This is a genomic window from Pseudanabaena sp. SR411 (assembly GCF_002251945.1).
Taxonomy (GTDB): Bacteria; Cyanobacteriota; Cyanobacteriia; order Pseudanabaenales; family Pseudanabaenaceae; genus Pseudanabaena.
On record NZ_NDHW01000037.1, the window covers coordinates 1 to 19589 of the forward strand.

The window sequence follows — 19589 nt, forward strand, 5'->3', positions numbered from 1 at the left end:
GCCCACATTCCGCTCGTAATGGAAGCCTAAAAATATTTACAACGAGACAATGAGGGTTTCAGCGATTTCCTGAGAAATTAATGATAGTAATTCCTATTAGTGAATCATTATTTAAATTGTTAAAATAGTGATTCTTTTGGGATTAAAGCCCAAAATACTTGCTGTATAAGGATTTGCTTTCTAAATATTTTTTTCAGTAAAATAAGAGCGGAATGTGGGATCAGGACTAGCGGCAGCTTGTTGGAGTTTGGACTGAACAAGTCCTAAAACATCTGGAAGTTGATTAGCTCCAAAGATAGAAGTGTTGCCCCCATAATTGCCAAAACCAAAGGTTAAGCCTGCATTCTGGCTATCAGACATAATATTTTCCCTGCTGGTGTAATTGTTTAGCCCCGTACTTCTTAGCTAACAAAATCCAGATTAGCGCTCTCCCCCAGAGCATAACGGCATAACGGCAATTTCGTTATTGCTATGCGATCGCTTACCTTTAAAGTTGTAACTAGACCAAGAATATACTAAAAATTCATTATGTAAACAGGGAAAAGTTATTCAAAAGTTATACAACCTTCATTTAGCGGACAAATTTAAGTTTTTCAGTATTTGTGACAAAGAAATCTGTGAATAAACTCATGACCGTGCGATCGCGGATTTTGATATTTGCCGTTAGAGACATGCCTGACTGCAAATTAATTTTGCGTCCATTAGTCTCTAGGGCTTGTTTGTCAAGCTTCACTTTCGCAGGAAATCGATAGGTAGGATTCACTTGATCAGGGGGTAAGGCATCGGAACCGATCCAAGTTAATTTGCCCTTGACATCCCCAAACTCAGTAAAAGGAAAGGAATCAATACGAACATCCACATCTTTACCCTCAGTCACAAAGCCGATATCTTGATTACTGATAAACACTTTGGCAACCAGCAAATCATCAGGCACAATTTTTAGCACCACTTCACTCGCATTGTTATTCGCCACGTAGCCCAGCCCTGCTTTCAGTTCAAATACTGTGCCAGATGCAGGAGCGCGGAGTTCTTGGTTTTTGAGGATCACTTCTGCTTGCTGGATCTGACCTTCAACTTCCGTAAGTCTCTTGGTATTGTCCACTAGGGCTTTGGTAAATTGACTATCAATTTCGGCAATACGTTTTGTATTGTCGGCAATTTGGCTAGTCAACTCTTTGCGGGTAATGTCAAAGGTATTATTCAGTCGCGCTTGTCCTTCAGCGATCGCCGACTGAATTCGCTGCTCCTCCCGCGCCAACTGCCGAATTTCTGACTCCGTAGCGATTACCTGTTGTTGTTGTTTGAGGTATTGGACACGGGAAATCGCTCCTTCTTTAACAGCAATTTCTAGATCATCAAGAATTTTGGCATCGATCGCCAAGGCGTTTGCTTTGCTAGCACGGTTAATCCGAGTTTGATTTAATTGTTCCAGCGACTGGGCAATATTCGCTTCGGCAGCTTGAGATCGCGAGTCTAGTTCTGCTCTTGAAGCGTTGAGCCGATCCTGTTGATCGCCTGTCAAATTTGCACCACTGCCATTAACCTGCATCCGATATAGTTGCATTTCTGTCATTAATGCTTCGCGATTTCGAGCTAGGGCAAAAAATTCCACAGGGACAGCACTCACTTTTGCGCCATCAATTTCTGAGGCTTTGCCATTAAGGACTTCTCGATAAAACTGATTTTCTTGCTGGAGATTTTTGCGTAGTTTTTGCAATGATTCAAGCTGAGACTTTGCCACAGTTTCATCAATCCGCAATAACACTTCGCCTTCTTTGACTTTCTGTCCATCTTTGATCAAAACTTCCTTGAGTACACCATTGGCAGGAATACGGACTTCCTTAACTGCTCCCTGTGGTTCTAATTTGCCCTGAGCAGGAATTGATTCTTCAATCTTGGCGACTGAAGCCCAAATGATTGCCACCGTAACCGAACCAACTAATGTCCATAAAATTGCAGGAATCCATTTAGGTGACTGGCTCAAGGCTAAGGGCTGATCGAAATTGCTTTTTTTGGCGATCGCACTAGCAGGTTGCTCCAATCCATGACTAGAGGCTAAATCTTCAGAGGCGATCGCTGTTAATTTTGAGGTTGGTTGATTACCGTTATCACTTGTCATACTTTTTCCATCTTGTTTTTAGGACTTCTATCTTTATAAAATCAAACTCTAAGAATCACCTGCCGCCTCCTGTTGACGATATAAGCAGAAATAGCGATCCTGCAAAGCCATAAGTTCTGAATGAGTTCCCTGCTCGGCAATCCTTCCTTTATCCATTAGCAAAATTAAGTCAGCAGTGCGAATTGTAGCAAGGCGATGGGTGATAAAGAAAACCGTGCGTCCGCGAAATTCTTCAGCAAGATTTAAACAGACCTGACGCTCGGTATTGTAGTCAAGAGCGCTAGTCGCCTCGTCAAGAATCAGTAATTGCGGTTTTTGTAAAATAGTCCGCGCGATCGCAATTCTTTGTCTTTGTCCACCAGATAAAGAAGCGCCGCGTTCACCTACCCGTGACTCGTATCCCTGAGGCAGTTGCATAATGAAATCATGGGCGCAAGCAGTTCGCGCTGCTGCCACAATTTCATCGGGCGTAGCATCAGGATTGGTCAAAGCAATATTTTGCTGCACCGTGCCATCAAATAGCAATGTATCTTGCAAAACGACACCTATCTGTCGCCGCAACGAATAAAGCTCTACTTTGCCAATGTCATAATCATCGATAAAAATTCTGCCTGCCTCAGGTTCATAGAGCCGCGACATTAACTTTGTTAGCGTACTTTTGCCCGCACCACTAGTTCCGACAACGCCGACAAATTGACCATTAGGAACATCTAAATTTACATTATTTAGCTGCAAAGGTCCATTGGGATTAAAACGGAAATTGACATTCTCATAGCGGACTGCTCCGCTAATTGCTGGCATAGGGATATTGCGGCGACCTGCTTCCTCTTGTTCTTGAGGATGATTAATAATATCGCTGAGCCGTTCTAATGAGAGGGCTGTTTCTTGAAAATTTTGCCAAAGCTGAATCAGCCGTAAAAGTGGCGATGTCGTATAACCCGCAATAATCCGAAACGCGATTAGCTGTCCTAGAGATAGCTTGCCATCCAGCACCAAGAAAGCGCCAACCCATAGCAGCAATAGGTTAGAGAACTGATTTAAAAACTGACTCATGGAACCCGCAGTTGTGGAAGTTACTACGGTCTTAAATCCATCGGAAACATAGCGAGCATAACGACGTTGCCATTCCCAACGTGACTGCAACTCAATACTTTGCGCCTTAACGGTCTGAATACCTGAAACAACTTCCACTAAATAGGACTGAGTTGCGGCATTGCGTTCGGCTTTACTGCGAAGCTGCGTCCTGACAATCGGGGCAACGATAAAGGTCAGCAATCCAAACAATGGCACGGTTCCCAAGGCGACAAGAGTCAGCAGCCAGCTATAGCAGATCATCACCACGATATAGACGACTGAAAATACTGCATCAAGGACAACCGTGAGAGCTGTACCTGTCAAAAATTGGCGAATATTTTCTAGTTCACCGATACGGCTGGATAGTTCTCCAACCGATCGCTTCTCAAAATAGCGCAGGGGCAATCTGACCAGATGATCAATTGTTTCTGAACCGAGGGTTAAGTCAATGCGATTAGTGGTGTTTACAAATAAATAGGTTCGCAGTGCTGTAATTAAGGCTTCAAAAAAGGAGATCGTTAGTAAGAGTATGCCCAAGATATTTAAGGTCGAGGGTGAATTTTGAATAATTACTTTGTCAATAATTACCTGCGTAATCAGGGGATTTGCCAAGCCCAATAACTGCACAAAGAAAGAGGCTACCAAAACTGTTATTAAGGGATTGCGGTAGCGCTTGAGGGATGGTAGAAACCAAGACAGACCAAATTTTTGTTGGGGAGTGTCTTTCGTTGGTTGAATTAGTAAAATCTGTCCTGATTCGCCCCAAAGGTCGGCAAATTGAGCAGTCTTCTTAATTACTATTCCCTGTTCAGGAATACCTAACACCTGTTCGCGATCGCTAGTTTTGTAAAGCACCGCAAAAGTATCTTGCCAAGGTAATAAAGCAGGAGTAGGAACCTGACCAATGGCACTAGCAGGAATCGTTACCAACTGCCCATTTAGCCCCATCAGTTCGGAGATCGTGCCGCATAGCTGCAAAGAGATACTTTGAGAGCGATCATATTGATTGGCGATCGCCCGTTTGATCACATGGCGATTAAAGGGCATACTCCAATATTTAGCCAGCATCTCAAAACACGCCACTGATGCATCAAGGGGGCCACGCCCATAGATATAAGGATAGTCTTGAGATTTGCGATCGCTGCGATCGCTAACATTCGGCAAATCAGGCGCATAGGGAATATCGAAGGCGGTGGGATGGGGTGCTAATTCAGTCACTACTTCAGTAGCCACCGCAAAATCATCGCGCAAGCCAATCAAACGGAGATAACTGACTTCTGGAATTTCAAAGACAGTGCGATTTGGCTCAACTCTTGTACCAAAGGGAATCTGTATATTTTGTCCACCACTAACTAGCCAGACAAAATCAGGATCAAGAGGCGCGATCACATTTTTTCCCGCAGGTAAAGTCAAAACCCGTGCATCTTGACAAGCATTGCGAACCAGTTGCATAAAATTTTGAGGAGATTGAGCGCGGCGATCCATCTCGATCGCAAATAAATCAAACACTTCTGCTGGTGAGATTTGATTTATAAAAGCATTCTTAAAAGTGGGATAGAGATCGCAAAGTTGTAAAAAATCTGTTGCTTCTAAGGATAAAAAAGTACTTTCAACAGAAGCGATCGCAGTTTCGCAGGGTTGATCACGAATCAAACTTACCCATCCAATTACTGCACCCGACTTGAGAATTTCTAAGGTCGTAGGGGTGATCATTTTTGGTATTTGCGCTAAGAGTCTTGCTTGACCTTCCCATAAAAACAATACTTGAGATGGCATTGTTTCCCGACGCAAAATTACTTGCCCCATCCGATAACGCAATGGCTTCAGGCGATCGCTCACTTCTTGCAAAATTGAGCGATCGAGCGTTTGAAATACGGGAATGCGCTCAAGAAGGTCTTGAGTAGCATGGGTGTGGGTGAGCATGAAAATTAACGCTATAAAAACGCTACAAATAGGAAATCAAATCAGGAATCAAGAGAATCAGTAAGTAGCTGAGCATAATTAAAAATAAGCTCCAAAACCTGTAGCGCACGCACAGCGTTTCCTAGAGGTTTGAGCGCAAAGCTTTGTACATTTAATTGTGCCTAACTACTTATTATCTTATTATCAGTTTAAACGCACTAATACCATATATTTGGTAATCGGAAACACCTTAGGAATCGACTTTGGCTGTCACATTCTGCTCTTGTAAAAACTCCTCAAATAGTTGACTTAATAAAACTTGAGTAGTCGTATCGTCAAACTGAGCAGGCATAAATTTTTCTAACCGCAAAAGTACAAACCAATCCTCTAACAGAAAAGGGGGATGCATCTGTTGGGGCAAACTATGACGCAATTTGTCCGCGATCGCAGGAGGAAGCCTAATAAGAGGCACAGGACCAATCATGCCGCCAGTTTGTGATTCGGCTCCTTGAGAATATTGGGTAGCTAGCTCGGCAAAGGTCTGTTCACCCTCATCTATCCGAAAGAATAGTTCTTGTAAAAGCTCAAGATTTTTATGACGAATCACAGAATAAATAGCACGATCTAAACTAGCTCTACGATTTAAAAATGCTGATTCGAGACGATTTCCCCAAGTTTGCCGCTTAAATTTTTCGATTTTGAACTCGCGTAGAGCGATCATCTGTAGTTGTTCATTAGTAAGACTATAAACTTGGCAATAATTCTGGAGCGCTTCTTGGGTAGTTAACTTGTAACGTTGCTGAAATTCTTGTAATGCTAGATTAATTTCTTCTGAAGTAATCGTAACGTCGGCGATCGCGCGATCGATAGCCAGTTCACGTTTAAAATTTGGCAACAAGCGATAGATCGCTAATAGTGACTCCACAGATGCTTCTTCAGTTCTAATACTATCTATTGTCAAGTGACTCACCATAGATTTTGTAGAGCAAATTATAACAATCCTAAGCAGTTAGGGCTTCGTCGTAAAATAAGAATTAGATTTTTGATGGCGCAGCAAAGCTGCGCCATCAAAAATCTAATTCTTAAATCGCAGACCTCAAACCATTTTTGAAGCTTAACTAATATGACTACTCCCTTCCCAGTAAATAATTGGTGGTGCGCGGTGAAGCCTCGCACCACCAATTATTTGCTTTATAGCACCTATTCTTATAGTAGGAAAGGAGTATATAAGCAGAAAAAATCTCTGTTAAATTTGGAGAACTTAAGGTAATCTATTCAACCAATCATCAATTTTGGTTAGCTAGTGATTTTATACATGAACTGCCATTAGCATAGTTTATACATAAAATCTTTAGCCCCTTTTTACAGTGATTCGATAGTGATAGGTGTTATTGAATGAGATTTCCAGAGACTGCAAAATCTAGTGTAAGTTTAGCGTTTAGTCTGGGACTAATTGCTTCAATAGTGACGGTTGGCTGGTATTACATCATTTTACCCTATAGAAAAAGTCCGCAAAGACCTGTTTTTACTAATGATCTTAAAGCTGTACCTGCACCAAAATCACCGATCGCTGCTATTAAGGTGCAGCCAATAATACCTAAGCCAACGGTTAAAGCCAAGCCCAAAGAGAATGATGCAAAATATCAAGGTAAAGTCAATGCTAGTATTGGTCTAGTATTTCGTTCTGATCCCAATCAGTCTGCGCGTAATGTTGGTGGTGCAGACTTTAATACCAAAGTTGCTGTAATTAAAGAAACCCCAGATCGTGAATGGATATATGTCAGAAATGAAAACACCAAGGAAGAGGGATGGGTAAGAACTGGCAACATCAACAAAGAATAAAGAAAAGCCTCGCAATGCGAGGCTTTTTTTTGGCTAGAAGATTAAAGTAAGCGATCGCAGTAAACCTTAGGGATGCAGAGAAAGCTCAAAATGGTTGATTTATATGGATCTCATAATGAGACAGGGAAGGGTTTGTCTAGCGACTTAGTACGAATAGACTTGGCACAATTAAGTATTATGGTAATCGCGCATTCTTGATATGACATCAGATCCATGACACAAACAATTTCTTTCAAACTCTCCGAACTCGCAGCCGAGTTTGTCGCCTTACTACCCGATTGTCGATTTGAATCCGATGGTGACGATCCCATCATTACGGGAGTCGCTGCGATCGATAAGGCGCAGACTGGAGAAATTACCTTTGTGTCATCAGCAAAATTTGTCGCTCGGCTTAAGGATACCCAAGCCAGCGCTGTCATCCTCGATCTAAAAACTCCATCACCTTTGCCCTGTATCCGCACTGCCCATCCCCGCATTCTTTTTGCGAAGGTTCTCGAAAAGTTTTATCAACCACCCACGCCGCCACAGGGTATTCATCCCACCGCAATTTTGGGTGAAGGCGTGCAGCTAGGGGTAAATGTGTCGATCGCACCCTATGTCGTCATTAGCGATCGCGTCAAAATAGGCGATAATGTCACGATTTATCCCCATGTCACCATTTACAACGATGTCGAGATTGGTGCAAATACAACCATTCATGCAAATTGTGTAATCAGCGATCGCACTCAAATCGGTGCCAATTGTTTGTTCCATCCCAGCACAGTTTTAGGTGGCGACGGCTTTGGCTTCGAGATATCACCCAATGGCACATGGTACAAAGTCCCTCAAACGGGTCATGTGATCATCGAAGATAATGTCGAACTGGGCTGTTCCTGTGCCGTTGATCGTCCTGCCGTCGGTGTCACTGTCATTCATAAAGGTGCAAAACTGGATAACTTTGTCCAGATTGGTCATGGTGTTGAAGTCGGGGCACATTCCGTTCTCGCTTCACAGGTAGGCTTAGCAGGTGGTGTCACTCTCGGTCATCATGTAGTCTTGGCAGGACAAGTGGGCGCAGCTAATCACATTCACATTGGCGATGGGGCAATCATCGGTGCAAAGTCGGGCATTCCCAGTGATGTTCCCGCAGGTGTGACGATGATGGGCTATCCCGTCGTTCCTGAAAAGGACTGGAAGCGTATCGTTATTTCGGAACGTCAACTTCCAGATTTATTGCATACAGTTCGCAAACTAGAAAAGAGAATTGCGGAACTAGAAGCAAAGACTGCGGAATAGCAGTAGCCAAACCCAAAAGAGAGTTGCGGCGCTTCGCGCCGCAACTCTCTTTTGGGTTTGGCTATAGAATATATTAATCACGCACAGGTCTATGCGAGGGCAAATCCATGACTCTGCAACCATTAACTCAGGAAGCGATCGCCCCAGAGATCGACTATCCAGATAGTGACGGTAATCCTATGTCTGACAATACCGAGCAGTTTCGCTGGATTGTGATCATCAAAGAAAATCTAGAGATTATGTATGCTAACGATCCCAATGTATTTGTGGGAGGGGACTTGGCTTGGTATCCTGTGCGCTATACCCTAAGACGTATGGCTCCAGATGTGATGGTTGTATTTGGCAGACCTAAAGGTAGGCGAGGCTCTTACAAGCAATGGCTAGAGGATAATATTCCTCCACAGGTTGCTTTTGAAATTTTGTCACCCAGCAATAAAGATAGTCGCGGTATTGATGCTCTAGATGAGAAGTTTACATTTTATGAAACCTATGGCATTCAGGAATATTATATTTACGATCCTGATGATTTAACCTTAGCAGGCTGGCAGAGACAAGGTGATCGCCTAACTCCAATTCTCTCAATGAGCAACTGGGTGAGTCCACTGTTAGGAATCCGTTTTGATTGGGTAGCAGGACAAGAATTAGTATTATTTCGCCCCGATGGGCAAAAATTTCTATCCCCTGTAGAGTTAGATCAACTATTGCAGCAATCTAAGATTCAAGTTTGGCAGGAGCAGCAACGAGTCATACAGGAAGGTCAACGCGCTGATCAAGAACGTCAACGGGCTGATCGCCTTGCAGAGCGTTTACGTGCTTTGGGTATCGATCCAGATGAGGAGTAAAATATTTATTGATTTCCATACACATCACGATCGCCAATCATCAGATCTCATCAATCTGCAAACTCTGCATGTCACCCCAGAATTGCAAGCCGAATCATTACCGAATACTTGTAGTCTTGGCTTGCATCCTTGGTTTGTCCAGTTGGAAACATGGGAAGCAGCATTGGCAAATCTTGTAGATTTAGCAAAATTATCACAGGTGGTAGCGATCGGTGAATGTGGATTAGATCGGAATATTGATTTATCTTTAGAGACCCAAATTGCTGTTTTTAAAAGACATATAGAACTCGCTGAAGAGTTACAGAAACCGCTTGTGATTCATTGTGTTAGAGCATTTGCGGAATTAATTGCGTTAAAGAAAAATACTAAATCCTCGATGCCTTGGATTATTCATGGATTTAATAAGAAAGAAGAAGTATTTCAACAACTCCTGAAGCATGATTTTTATTTCTCTTTTGGAGCAGCCATTTTAAGCGATCGCTCTCCTGTGACTCAGGCGATCGCTACTATGCCGCAAGGTAGATTCCTTTTAGAAACCGATGATCGCAATGACATTAACATTGAGCAAATTTACGATCGCGCCGCTAGCCTGCGCCATATTTCACTGGAAACACTGCAAACACAATTAGTTGAAACTTATCGTCAATTGACTAGACTGGGCTGAATCTTCAATAGAATCAAGTTCATCCATTCCTAAACCAATCTCACTGAGTAATTCTTGCGCCGCAGTTAGCATTTCAGGCTCCATATTTTTGAGATCTTCGCGTGTGCTGAGATAGGTCTTAAGTGCAGTCATTGGATCGAGAGCCTCGGCTGTACTTAGCTCAGGTAATCGAGTGCGCGGATTTTGGCTGACGACTTCAGGAATGAGGGAATAATTATGGGCGATCGCCATTGCTTCATGTAAGAGGCGATCGTCAATTTGGGCTAACTGCTCGGCTTTGACTTTGTAGATCAGTCTGGCGATCGCCTGATCAATCTGTCCTTTCTGAATAGCTTTCAACAATTTCCCTTGTGGATCTTCCGATTGCGTCACATCTACTTCCATTGTCCGAAATGCACGAGTCGGAATTGCACAAAACTCAAACTTCACATTTCCTTTCTCCACCTCTAGCCAGCAATAGCCCTTCGCTTCATTCTCTTCACCAAAATCTACTCGCTCAATACTTCCAGGGTAGACTACAAGCGGTTGTGTCGCTAGAATTTGATGACGATGAACATGACCAAGCGCTACATAATCAAAGGCTTCACGGGTCAGCATGGATAATGGAATTGTGAAACCTTTCCCCGCTGCTAAAAATCTCTCTGCGCCGTAGGTAGCCGTATCCACCATCACATGAGCCAATAAAATAGTAGGCAACTGGGGATCAAGTTGCCGAATTTCGCCTTCGAGAACTACATCCAATCGATTAGTCAGAAATTGACTTACTTCACTCATCGAAAAGCCTTCTGTTTCTGACTTCGTGAGTAAAGTCGATCGCGTAATCCAAGGTAACGTAATAATCTGAATATCTCCAGCCTCTGTAGCAATCCGATGTGTGGCGATCGTGTCTCCCACCGTGAAGTTCGGCACAGCAAGACTACGATAAATCGCTAGACTCGCACCGCCCACACCCTGAGAATGTTGATCGTGATTTCCCACTAATAACACCGTGGGAATACCAGCATCGGCAAGGCGACGAAATTGTTTTGCAAAAGCTTGCTGTACTAGCGGTGGTGGTGTGGCATCTGGAAAGGCATCACCGCCAAATAGAACTATATCGGCTGGTTCATTAATGGCGCGATCGATACAGATCGTCAATGCGGCTAAAAAATCTTCTAGGCGCGTATTCAATCCTGTTTGCGGATTAACTTTGCCATGGGTAGTGCTACCAAGATGTATATCGGAAAGATGGAGAACCTTAATAGTCATCATCTGCCTCGCATATGTACAAAAAAAGGGGACGCAAAGCGTCCCCTTTTAGCTTATGTCATTACACGCCAACGGGTGCAGGAATATTGCTGAAAGCTCCAACAGATGGCTTGTTGAATACTTGAGCAAGCTGACGAGGAGCGCGATCACACCAGTTCTTCTTACCGTAGACATAGCCTGCAATTAGAGGCAGTGCCACAGTGGCTTCGGAGTAAACCATTTGCTCTTGGACAATATCAACCTTGCCCCAAGAATGTGCTTCCTTTAAAGTGGAACCAGATAGAGCGCCGTCGCGCTCATCAGCTACGGTGATTTGGACAGCATACTTGTGCATTGCTGCTTCAAAACCAAGCAACTCAGCCGCAACAACAGTGTCTTGAGCGAAGTTCTTTGGTACACCACCACCGATCATAAATAGCCCAGTGTGAGGGCTTGCCAACTTGCACTGAGTCAACTCGCGGAAGTCGCGCACAGAGTCGATGCTGACATGCTCTTCAGGAGAGAACCACTGATGATGGACTAAGCCGAAACCTGCGGAACAGTCACTGAAGGCAGGAACGAAGATGGGAACTTGATGCTCGTAAGCTGCCAAAACAACGGAATGACGGTTTTTGGCATTCTTATCGAGGTACGCACCCATTTCATGGATGAACTCGCGAGAAGAATAGGGGCGAGGAGGAAGAGAGTTGGCAATTTCGGCAATCGTCATGTCGCAAACGCGCAATTCGTCTTCGTCGATGTAGGTGTCATAGATGCGATCGATCGCGTTTTCGCGAAGTACTTTATCGTCAGCAAAGGTGTCACCGACGTAGTGGCGAAATCCGAGGGCTTCAAAGAAGTCTTGATCGACGATGTTTGCGCCTGTAGAGACAATCATGTCTACCATGTTGTTGGCGATCAGATCGTAGATAACTCCCTTCAGACCCGCACTAAATAAAGAACCTGCCAAACACAGGATGATCGCGCAATCTTTGTCCTTAATCATATCGTCATAGATATGAGCAGCACGGCCAAGGTTTCTACCTTGAAAAGCGGTGTTTGCCATTGCGTCAACCAATCCGACGACATCAAAAGCTTTGATATCAATGTGTTCAACAGTCTGTTTAAGTAGTTCGCGTTTCATGATTCTGTTTGTCCTAGATGCTATGTGTCGTGAATATGTGCAAGAAAGAGTATGCAAGAAAAAAGTTTGAGTGGAATTGCATAACAGAACAAGCAGAATCGCATAACCCAATGACCTAGGAAATTTGCTTTACGATGTCATGTGTTTTCATGTGGCAAGTAACATCATTCAAAAGACATACTATTGCCGAATAGAAACACTACACGCAAAGAAACTCTCCATCACCAAAGGATTTCTACTGCTTATTCAATTGTGAAAAATATTTAATCTTCTCCATGGTGAGAAGCGATCGACCTAGGTTGTTAACAGTGGTTACAACCCTTATAGTTAGAAGGTCGATCGGAACATACTCGGTCCTTCACAGGCATCATCCCAAGAAAGAGTGGGATCAGACTCGCGTCTTTCATCCAACTTTAGGTTGAGGAGCCAATCACATCCAAGCAATAAAACCAGTTTTTTCAATTTCTATTTAGCTGAGTGCAACAAATCCTTAGCTATCATAACACTTTTTTTGGTAAACACAAGCAAAATGGCGCTAGAGAATTTACATATAAATGCGTTTAATTATGTATCAGGAGACTTGTAGCGATTTAAAGCCTCCTTCTTGAAACAAAGACGTATTTTCATACAGGGGCGATCATGATGACAGCGCAGTATCAGGCGGCTCTACACTCCTATGCAGAGGGTCGGTATGAAGAGGCGATGCAGCAGTTCTCAGAATTGTTGTATGAAGATCCTCGCAATCCCAAACTGCATATTTGGTTAGGCGCAACCTTCCGTAAGGCAGGTAAAATTGAGTATGCTAAGGTGCAATACCAACAGGTATTGACTCTCACGGATGATCCAGATTTGCTTGATCTTGCAAGTACTTCGCTTGCTCAAATCCAAAACAAGTTAGCTAGTATTTCTCAAAATAATACCCTATCAAAAGATATAGGTTCCATTAATAATCCTAATCGCAAAGAGACTAGTTATGCTGATAAGGCTCAGGAAGCGAACTATAGGGCTTTGCAGTTAGAGACCGCCAATCTCGGCTCAAAATTAAAGAACACATTTGGCGATGGGAGTATTTCCTATATTCTCGACCATGATGAATCGACGACTAGTGACCTGACCGTACTAGCGACTGCTTCTAATACTCCTGTTAAACCGAAAGTTTCTGGAAAGATTCAGGTTAACGGTAATGCGCTAATTCCACCACCACCTGCGATCGCGGCTCTATTTAAGAATAATCAGCAGGAACAGGGAGAAACAACTATTCCTCAAGAGCAACTGCTAGACGAGCCGACTCTGATGGTTGGAGATGTCGAAAATATAATGATTAGAGATCAGGATCTAGAAGAAGATGTAACGGAAAAGGTTGTTGCATCTTCAATATTGAATGAGACGATCTCTAATATTCAGGAAGTAAGCCAACAGAATAAACAAAAAGTCGAATTTCCACCTGTAGAATCAGCATTTTTGGGTTGGGGGATGGATGCTCAAAATACTGCTGAGCGGAGCAAGGTTAGTGCAAGAAATACGACTTCAGCGATCGCCTTGGAGGACATGTTTAAATTCTCTAGTGTCAGCCAAAAAATTACTTTATGGGGTGCTTTAGTCGCGACAGTTCCTGCGATCGCCTTGGGTGTGGTGGCATACCAAGTGGGTGATGGTTTGTTATTAAATAAGGTCAAACAAGCGCAGCAATCGGAAGCGATCGCTTTAGCAAATGTGACCAGAAATTTTTTAAAGCAGCAGACTAATGGTGTGGAAGTGTTGCAAAAATTGCTGGTTTCGACCGAGGTAGGACAGAATACTTTATTAAAGTCCGCAGATCCCAAAGTAAATAATCCTCTTGCATCGATGCCAATTGCTCAGCAACGTCAATATAAGCAGCAATTGACTAATCGGTTGAATCTCTATGGTCAAGCTTATCCTGATTACACCAGTATTGCACTGTTTAGCACTAATGGAGAGTTAATCGCTCAGTCAAGCCAATCGAAAACCCTCCAAACTCTTAACCCCAATATTCTTAGCAAGGTCAGTTCTGTAGATAATGTATCTTTTAGTAATCCTGTGGCAGGGAAAGATGGGGTTTATTTCTATGTAGCTAGATCAATCAAGAGTTCTGTTTCCCAAAAAGTCACCATGATTTTGCAGGTTGAAATTCCCGTAAAAAAATTAGTGAATGATTTAAACAATGGACGTAACGATGGTAATGAGAATAGAGATTTTTACATAGTTGATAGCGCTAACAAATATATTGCTAGTTCCCAACCTGTCACGGTTGGCGAAGATGCGTTAACCAATTTTGCCATGCTCCCTGATCTGCGAACTTCTCAGTCATCGGGTTCCCAAGATACGGTCAAGAGCGATCGCAATGGGCTACTGCTTGCCTATGCTCCTGTGCCGAATATGCAGACCTATGATCTTTTGACTTGGGATGTCTTAACGACTATAGACAAAACTAAGGCGATCGCAGGTAATCAAAATTTACTGTTGGTGATTGGTATTGGTATTGCGGCTACGCCTTTGCTCGTCGCCGCGATCGCCTATGCTTTATCGAGAAAACTTAGTACTAGACTTAAGGATATTCGGGCTGCTTTACGAGATCTTAGACAAGGAAAGGCTGGGGTTAGCTTTGGAACCTTGAGTGTGGAAGGAAATGACGAGCTGTCAGATATTTCCTTAAGCATTAATAAAATGTCTGAACAATTCCAAACGATGATGCAGAAGCAAGAGCAAGAAAACCAAAACTTACAGTTACAGGTAGTGAAGTTGTTTAAAGTTTTGGCAAAACTTGCAAGGGAAGAAAAACGTGAAGTTCAAGATGTCGATTTATCCGATGAGAATATCTTGTATTTAGGCAAAAAAGTTCGCGCAGAAATAGTACAACGACATGCTGAAGTTGAGAGTTATCGCCAACAAAATCAAGCCCTTCGGGAGCATTTGGCGCAAATGCTTAAAGACATCCAATCTTTAGCTGATGGTGATCTTACGGTTTCTACTCGGTCGGTTGACGGCAGTTTGGCGAATGTTGCCATATTTTTTGATGATGTCATCCGTGGGTTGCAAAATATTGTCGGTCAAGTTAAATCCTCAGCAAACCAAGTTAATTTCTCCCTTGGTCAAAATGAACAGGCGATCGCCAATCTTGCTAGTGTCTCTCAGAGACAGGTCGATACAGTGACGCGATCGCTAACCACAATGCAGATGTCTAAGCTATCAGCAACAAGAATTGTCAATAATAGCCAACAAGTATTGCAATCATCACAACTAGTATCAGAAAAATTGTCTGACAGCGATCGCTCTATTGATGCGGTGATGTCCAAGGTGGGAGAATTGCAAAACACAGTCTCCACAACGGCTAAGAGAGTTAAGCATCTGGGTGTCGTCTCCCAAAAAATTGCTAAAGCGATTTCTGCAATTAATGAAATTGCCATTAAAACCAACTTTTTAGCCATTAATGCCACGCTTGAAGCATCTCGATCAAATGATACTAATCATGGATTTGTATTAGTTGCAGAAGAGGTGGGAGAACTAGCTGCGCGTTCAGTTGCGGCAACCAAAGAAGTGGAAAGTCTACTCAGTAATATTCAAAGTGAAACTAATGCGGTGATGGCGGCCGTTGAGTCTGGTAGTACGCAACTATCAGAGAGCAATAACTTGGCGATCAATGCTAAGGACAGCTTGCAACAAGTTGCCCAAATCTCCCAGCAAATTGATGGATTAATGGTGGCGATCGCTGAGGCAACGACTTCACAAGCTCAGACATCGGAAGGGGTTGCCAACTTGATGAATGATATTTCGCATATGGCTAAAAGAACGCTCGCCTCTTCTTCAGAAGTATCCAAGTTTATCAAAACCACCCGAGGGTATTCTGGAGAACTCCAACAATCCTTGTCTCATTTCAAAACTCGCTAGAGTTTAATTGACCATCAGCAATGCTTTTGGCGATGTGAAGTATTACTGATTTGAAGATAGAAGTTGATCAGAGATAGATGTAATGGACTTTCCCATGATTGAAATAGTGCCACAAACCAAGACAATTTTTTCTAAGGAAGCTCAAGCTTATACGCATGATTTAAAAAACAAAGTCTTAGAATTAGATGTAAGTCTGCCAAATTTCCAGCAACAACTTGACAGCTTAATTTCTACGATTAAGTTGATGCGAGATGCGGCGATTAAAGCTGATTTTTATGTTCCTAACTCATCTTTTGCAGAAATAATGCATAATCTTGAGTCGTTAATCAACCAATTACGCGATCGCCGTGTGGAGATTGATTGGATTACCAAAGAGTTGATGATTGAAATAGTCAATATGTCCAATCAAGTAATCAATGAATATTGTTTAGGCGTAGATTTAGCTAGGGATTGGCTCGAATTACAACGTGACTTATTTGCTCAAATAACTGAACATCTACAATCGGAAGCAGATGAGATTACTTCACTAAGTATTTTAAAATCCTATGTTCGGGACAATGAACCTTTTAACTTAGAAGATACTCCAGAAGCTTTACATCTGTTTGATCTAGATTTTGATGGAGATTCTAATCAGGAAGAATTGGATACAATACCAATCAATAATATAGATAATTCAGATAGTTTTCTAATGATTCAAATAGATCAAGAAGATCATTATTTGGCTACCGATAAGTCGTTTCAAGATACTTTAGGAAGTTCTGTTGATGAATTGACGACTTTATTCCCCAATTTATCAGGAAACTCTTTTACGGGCAATTTAGATGAATTGACTGAAGACTTGCAGGAATCTCATGAAACTAGGATTACCGAAAGATTGCCAATGCCAGAATTGTTTGCGGATATATTTTCAGCAACATCTACCGCTCAACTATTAGGTAATAATGTCGGAAATGATGATGAAACTGAAATTCAAGGTGTTAAGTGGAATAATCCTGATGTAGATGGCGAGGATCTGCAAGAGCTTGAAGATAATCTGGATCATGTTTGGAATAAATTTACAGCAATGGAGTCTTGGTCGCAGCCAAATGATGAAGATCTAGTCCCTGCGTTTGACTTGTCTGACTTTGCCCTGTCTGAATTATCTAATGATATTGTTGAAAACATGACTCCTAGCAGTGCTTTTGAGTCAAGCGATCGCACTATATCTAGCCTAGATGCAGCGCAAAATCTCCAATTCAAGGAAAATCCTAGTTCTCATCCTTCAGATTTAGACAGTAGCTTAATGTTAGCGGAAATGCTCAAAGAAGATTTTCCTGCTTCAGACATTGATACGGCGATAGAAGAATCACCGATCTATCAGAATATTCCTGTTGACACCAATTCTTCTTGGTCTGACTTATCACAGATGAATTTTGGGGACAAAGAAATTTCTTATGCAGATTTTTCGGCTTTAGCCTTAGATAGGAAATCTGAAATGGATATGGATATGGGTACTACTGATAGTAGTCAGTTGGATGTTCAGTTTACAAAAGTCAATGATGCGACGATTCGACTTCCTTTAAATCATTTAGAAATGTTGGGGGATTTATCGGAAGAATTATTAGTGCGTAAGGGAAGTTTAGATATTTATTTAGGTGAAATCAAAATTCTGTCTGGGGATGCTCAAAAACATTTGCAGTTGTTAGAGTCTAACTCAGATAGCCAGCAGCAACTAGCGATCGCAGGGTTACAAAATACCGTTGAACAGATCGTCAATGTACTAGCGCTCACTGAACAGCAAACCTATGCGATGAGTCAGGATGTTTATCATTTAAGAAAAAATCTGCGCCAAGTCCTCAAACATCCGATCTCTAGTCTTGTCACAAAATTTCCGCGTATTTTGCGAGATCTATCACTCCAGTACGGTAAACAGGTGGAGTTAGTTGTTCAAGGTGCTGAGATTGAAGTTGAGCGATTAATCTCCGAAATCATCACTGAACCACTGGAGCTATTGCTGCGGAATGCCTTTCAACATGGTATTGAATCTCCCCATGAGCGTCAAGAGCAGGGAAAAGTATCCCAAGGCAAAATTGAATTTATGGCAACTCAAACCGATGAAAGTACGATCATCAAGGTTAGTGATGATGGTTGTGGGCTTGATATAGAAAAAATCCGTCATCAAGTTGAACAATCGGCAGCGATCGCAGGCATGTCAGGTTTTTCAACGATGGACATGAGTGATGAACAGTTAATGGGATTAATTTTTGAGCCAAGTTTTAATCTCGTGCATAGTAACTCCTCGGCGGACACAGGAACTAAATTGTGCGGTGTGAAAAAGAAGTTGAGAGAGTTAGGCGGTACTATTTCGGTGCAGTCTCAGAGAGGAAAAGGTACTCAATTCACCTTGGTTTTGCCGAATATCCTCTCCCTAATTCGGGTGCTACTCATTGATATCAATCAAATGTGCCTAGCAGTTCCTAGTAAAATGATCTTGGAAGTAATTCCGAGTAATCTCGATGATCATGATGCTGATAAGGTAGAGACTTTACCATGGCGCGATCGCGTGCTTCCAGTTGTGCGACTCAATTCTTCCTTAAAACTCAATTGTCGGTATAGCTTGAGTCAAGAGATTCTCCAATCAAGCCAATCTCCACAGTCAAATCTAGCCGAAAGTCAGAAACCTGCTCAGGCTGTACCTTCATTTTTAGTAATCAGTTATGAAAATCATCTATTTGCATTGCAAACTGATGGTTGCTGGCATGATCAAGAAGCAACATTTCATCAAGTTGAAGGGGATATAAGCCTTCCCCAAATTTTTCTGGGTACAGTGATCTTGGGCAGTAATCAGGCTGTTGCTTTGCTCAATCCTGCTGAATTAGTCAATCAATTTCTGCATCCTCATGCTGATTTGGTTTTAACGTCTCAGTCTGATCACTCAAATATGGATAACCTGAGTAGTCTTTCTGACTTTTTTAATGCAGGAGATTCATCATCAGCGTCACCGATTGCCAATCTGTTAGAACCAGTCTCTGATATTAATTTAGAGCGATCGCCTGAGCCTGAAAACCTCGAAAGTTCTGGGCTGTTTACCAGTGAGCTAGGGAACCATCAAGTCAGGCGATCGCATCAACCAAGAGTATTAATTGTGGAGTCTTCAGCCAATGTTCGGCGTTATCTGGCGATGACACTCACCAAGTCAGGATTTTTGACTGAACAGGTTCAAGATGGCAAAGAGGCGATCGCCTTTCTCAAAGACTGTTTAGAGATGAGATTAAATGTTGACGTAGTGATCACTGATTTGGAAATGCCGCACATGGATGGATTTAAGCTTTTATCGAGTATTCGTGCTGATACCGATCTCCAAAACTTACCAATCATTGTCCTCACTAACAAGAACAATGAAAATGATCAAAAGTTAGCGTTAGATCTTGGTGCAAAAGCCTACTTCAGTAAGCCATATCGAGAGCAAGAACTAGTTAAAAAATTACATCAAATTATTTCAGGATAGTGAATTGAGTTTGTTGATTCCCAAATAAGAGAGAGCGTGCAAAGCGCCACCTCTCTTATTTGAGAATTTAGTTATAACAAGGCAAGTTTCAAAAGAGTAATGGCGGC

The 19589-nt window shown here is 42.4% G+C and carries 12 protein-coding genes; 6 read left to right on the forward strand and 6 right to left on the reverse strand.

Annotation, left to right across the window (positions count from 1 at the left end; genetic code table 11):
* Positions 1-180: 180 nt before the first annotated feature.
* The 4 genes from B9G53_RS01755 to B9G53_RS01770 form a co-directional block, all read right to left on the reverse strand.
* Positions 181-360, reverse strand: coding sequence for a hypothetical protein (locus B9G53_RS01755; protein WP_094528603.1), 180 nt, complete (start codon positions 358-360; stop codon positions 181-183).
* 211 nt (positions 361-571) lie between these two features.
* Positions 572-2119, reverse strand: a complete 1548-nt coding sequence (locus B9G53_RS01760) for an HlyD family efflux transporter periplasmic adaptor subunit (RefSeq protein WP_094528604.1) — start codon at positions 2117-2119, stop codon at positions 572-574.
* A 48-nt stretch (positions 2120-2167) separates the two neighbouring features.
* Positions 2168-5116: a peptidase domain-containing ABC transporter gene (locus B9G53_RS01765; RefSeq protein WP_094528605.1), complete on the reverse strand. Its 2949-nt coding sequence runs from the start codon at positions 5114-5116 to the stop codon at positions 2168-2170.
* A 229-nt stretch (positions 5117-5345) separates the two neighbouring features.
* Complete coding sequence (locus B9G53_RS01770; protein ID WP_094528606.1) at positions 5346-6068, reverse strand: peptidylprolyl isomerase; 723 nt, start codon at positions 6066-6068, stop codon at positions 5346-5348.
* 422 nt (positions 6069-6490) lie between these two features.
* On the opposite strand from B9G53_RS01770, the gene B9G53_RS01775 reads away from it, so the two are divergent.
* The 4 genes from B9G53_RS01775 to B9G53_RS01790 all read left to right on the forward strand — a co-directional run bounded on the left by B9G53_RS01775 (position 6491) and on the right by B9G53_RS01790 (position 9718).
* Positions 6491-6937, forward strand: a complete 447-nt coding sequence (locus B9G53_RS01775) for an SH3 domain-containing protein (RefSeq protein ID WP_094528607.1) — start codon at positions 6491-6493, stop codon at positions 6935-6937.
* A gap of 213 nt (positions 6938-7150) precedes the next feature.
* Positions 7151-8212 carry a UDP-3-O-(3-hydroxymyristoyl)glucosamine N-acyltransferase gene (lpxD, locus tag B9G53_RS01780; RefSeq protein WP_094528608.1) on the forward strand — a complete coding sequence of 354 codons (1062 nt, stop codon included), beginning with the start codon at positions 7151-7153 and terminating at the stop codon, positions 8210-8212.
* A 107-nt stretch (positions 8213-8319) separates the two neighbouring features.
* Positions 8320-9054, forward strand: a complete 735-nt coding sequence (locus B9G53_RS01785; RefSeq protein ID WP_094528609.1) for a Uma2 family endonuclease — start codon at positions 8320-8322, stop codon at positions 9052-9054.
* The gene (locus B9G53_RS01790; RefSeq protein WP_094528610.1) at positions 9044-9718 is read left to right on the forward strand and encodes a TatD family hydrolase; all 675 of its coding nucleotides are present in this window, start codon (positions 9044-9046) and stop codon (positions 9716-9718) included. Before B9G53_RS01785 ends, B9G53_RS01790 begins: the two co-directional genes overlap by 11 nt.
* On the opposite strand, the gene sbcD is transcribed toward B9G53_RS01790, so the two are convergent.
* Together sbcD and B9G53_RS01800 are read right to left on the reverse strand one after the other, a co-directional pair.
* Entirely contained in the window at positions 9680-10966 is a 1287-nt protein-coding gene (gene sbcD / locus B9G53_RS01795) for an exonuclease subunit SbcD (RefSeq protein WP_094528611.1), read from the reverse strand. The genes B9G53_RS01790 and sbcD overlap by 39 nt on opposite strands.
* 61 nt (positions 10967-11027) lie before the next feature.
* Entirely contained in the window at positions 11028-12089 is a 1062-nt protein-coding gene (locus B9G53_RS01800; RefSeq protein WP_094528612.1) for a deoxyhypusine synthase, read from the reverse strand.
* Positions 12090-12728: 639 nt separating this feature from the next.
* Here B9G53_RS01800 and B9G53_RS01805 point away from each other — a divergent pair.
* Positions 12729-15995 (forward strand): methyl-accepting chemotaxis protein, encoded by a 3267-nt coding sequence (locus B9G53_RS01805; protein ID WP_094528613.1) that lies wholly within the window; start codon positions 12729-12731, stop codon positions 15993-15995.
* 82 nt (positions 15996-16077) lie between these two features.
* Positions 16078-19482, forward strand: coding sequence for a response regulator (locus B9G53_RS01810; protein WP_094528614.1), 3405 nt, complete (start codon positions 16078-16080; stop codon positions 19480-19482).
* Positions 19483-19589: the final 107 nt, after the last annotated feature.

Bases quoted from the DNA above. Each gene is read 5' to 3' on its own strand.
- B9G53_RS01755 (WP_094528603.1), bottom strand. From the start codon at position 360: ATGTCTGATAGCCAGAATGCAGGCTTAACCTTTGGTTTTGGCAATTAT.
- B9G53_RS01760 (WP_094528604.1), bottom strand. From the start codon at position 2,119: ATGACAAGTGATAACGGTAATCAACCAACCTCAAAATTAACAGCGATC.
- B9G53_RS01765 (WP_094528605.1), bottom strand. From the start codon at position 5,116: ATGCTCACCCACACCCATGCTACTCAAGACCTTCTTGAGCGCATTCCC.
- B9G53_RS01770 (WP_094528606.1), bottom strand. From the start codon at position 6,068: ATGGTGAGTCACTTGACAATAGATAGTATTAGAACTGAAGAAGCATCT.
- B9G53_RS01775 (WP_094528607.1), top strand. From the start codon at position 6,491: ATGAGATTTCCAGAGACTGCAAAATCTAGTGTAAGTTTAGCGTTTAGT.
- lpxD (WP_094528608.1), top strand. From the start codon at position 7,151: ATGACACAAACAATTTCTTTCAAACTCTCCGAACTCGCAGCCGAGTTT.
- B9G53_RS01785 (WP_094528609.1), top strand. From the start codon at position 8,320: ATGACTCTGCAACCATTAACTCAGGAAGCGATCGCCCCAGAGATCGAC.
- B9G53_RS01790 (WP_094528610.1), top strand. From the start codon at position 9,044: ATGAGGAGTAAAATATTTATTGATTTCCATACACATCACGATCGCCAA.
- sbcD (WP_094528611.1), bottom strand. From the start codon at position 10,966: ATGACTATTAAGGTTCTCCATCTTTCCGATATACATCTTGGTAGCACT.
- B9G53_RS01800 (WP_094528612.1), bottom strand. From the start codon at position 12,089: ATGAAACGCGAACTACTTAAACAGACTGTTGAACACATTGATATCAAA.
- B9G53_RS01805 (WP_094528613.1), top strand. From the start codon at position 12,729: ATGATGACAGCGCAGTATCAGGCGGCTCTACACTCCTATGCAGAGGGT.
- B9G53_RS01810 (WP_094528614.1), top strand. From the start codon at position 16,078: ATGGACTTTCCCATGATTGAAATAGTGCCACAAACCAAGACAATTTTT.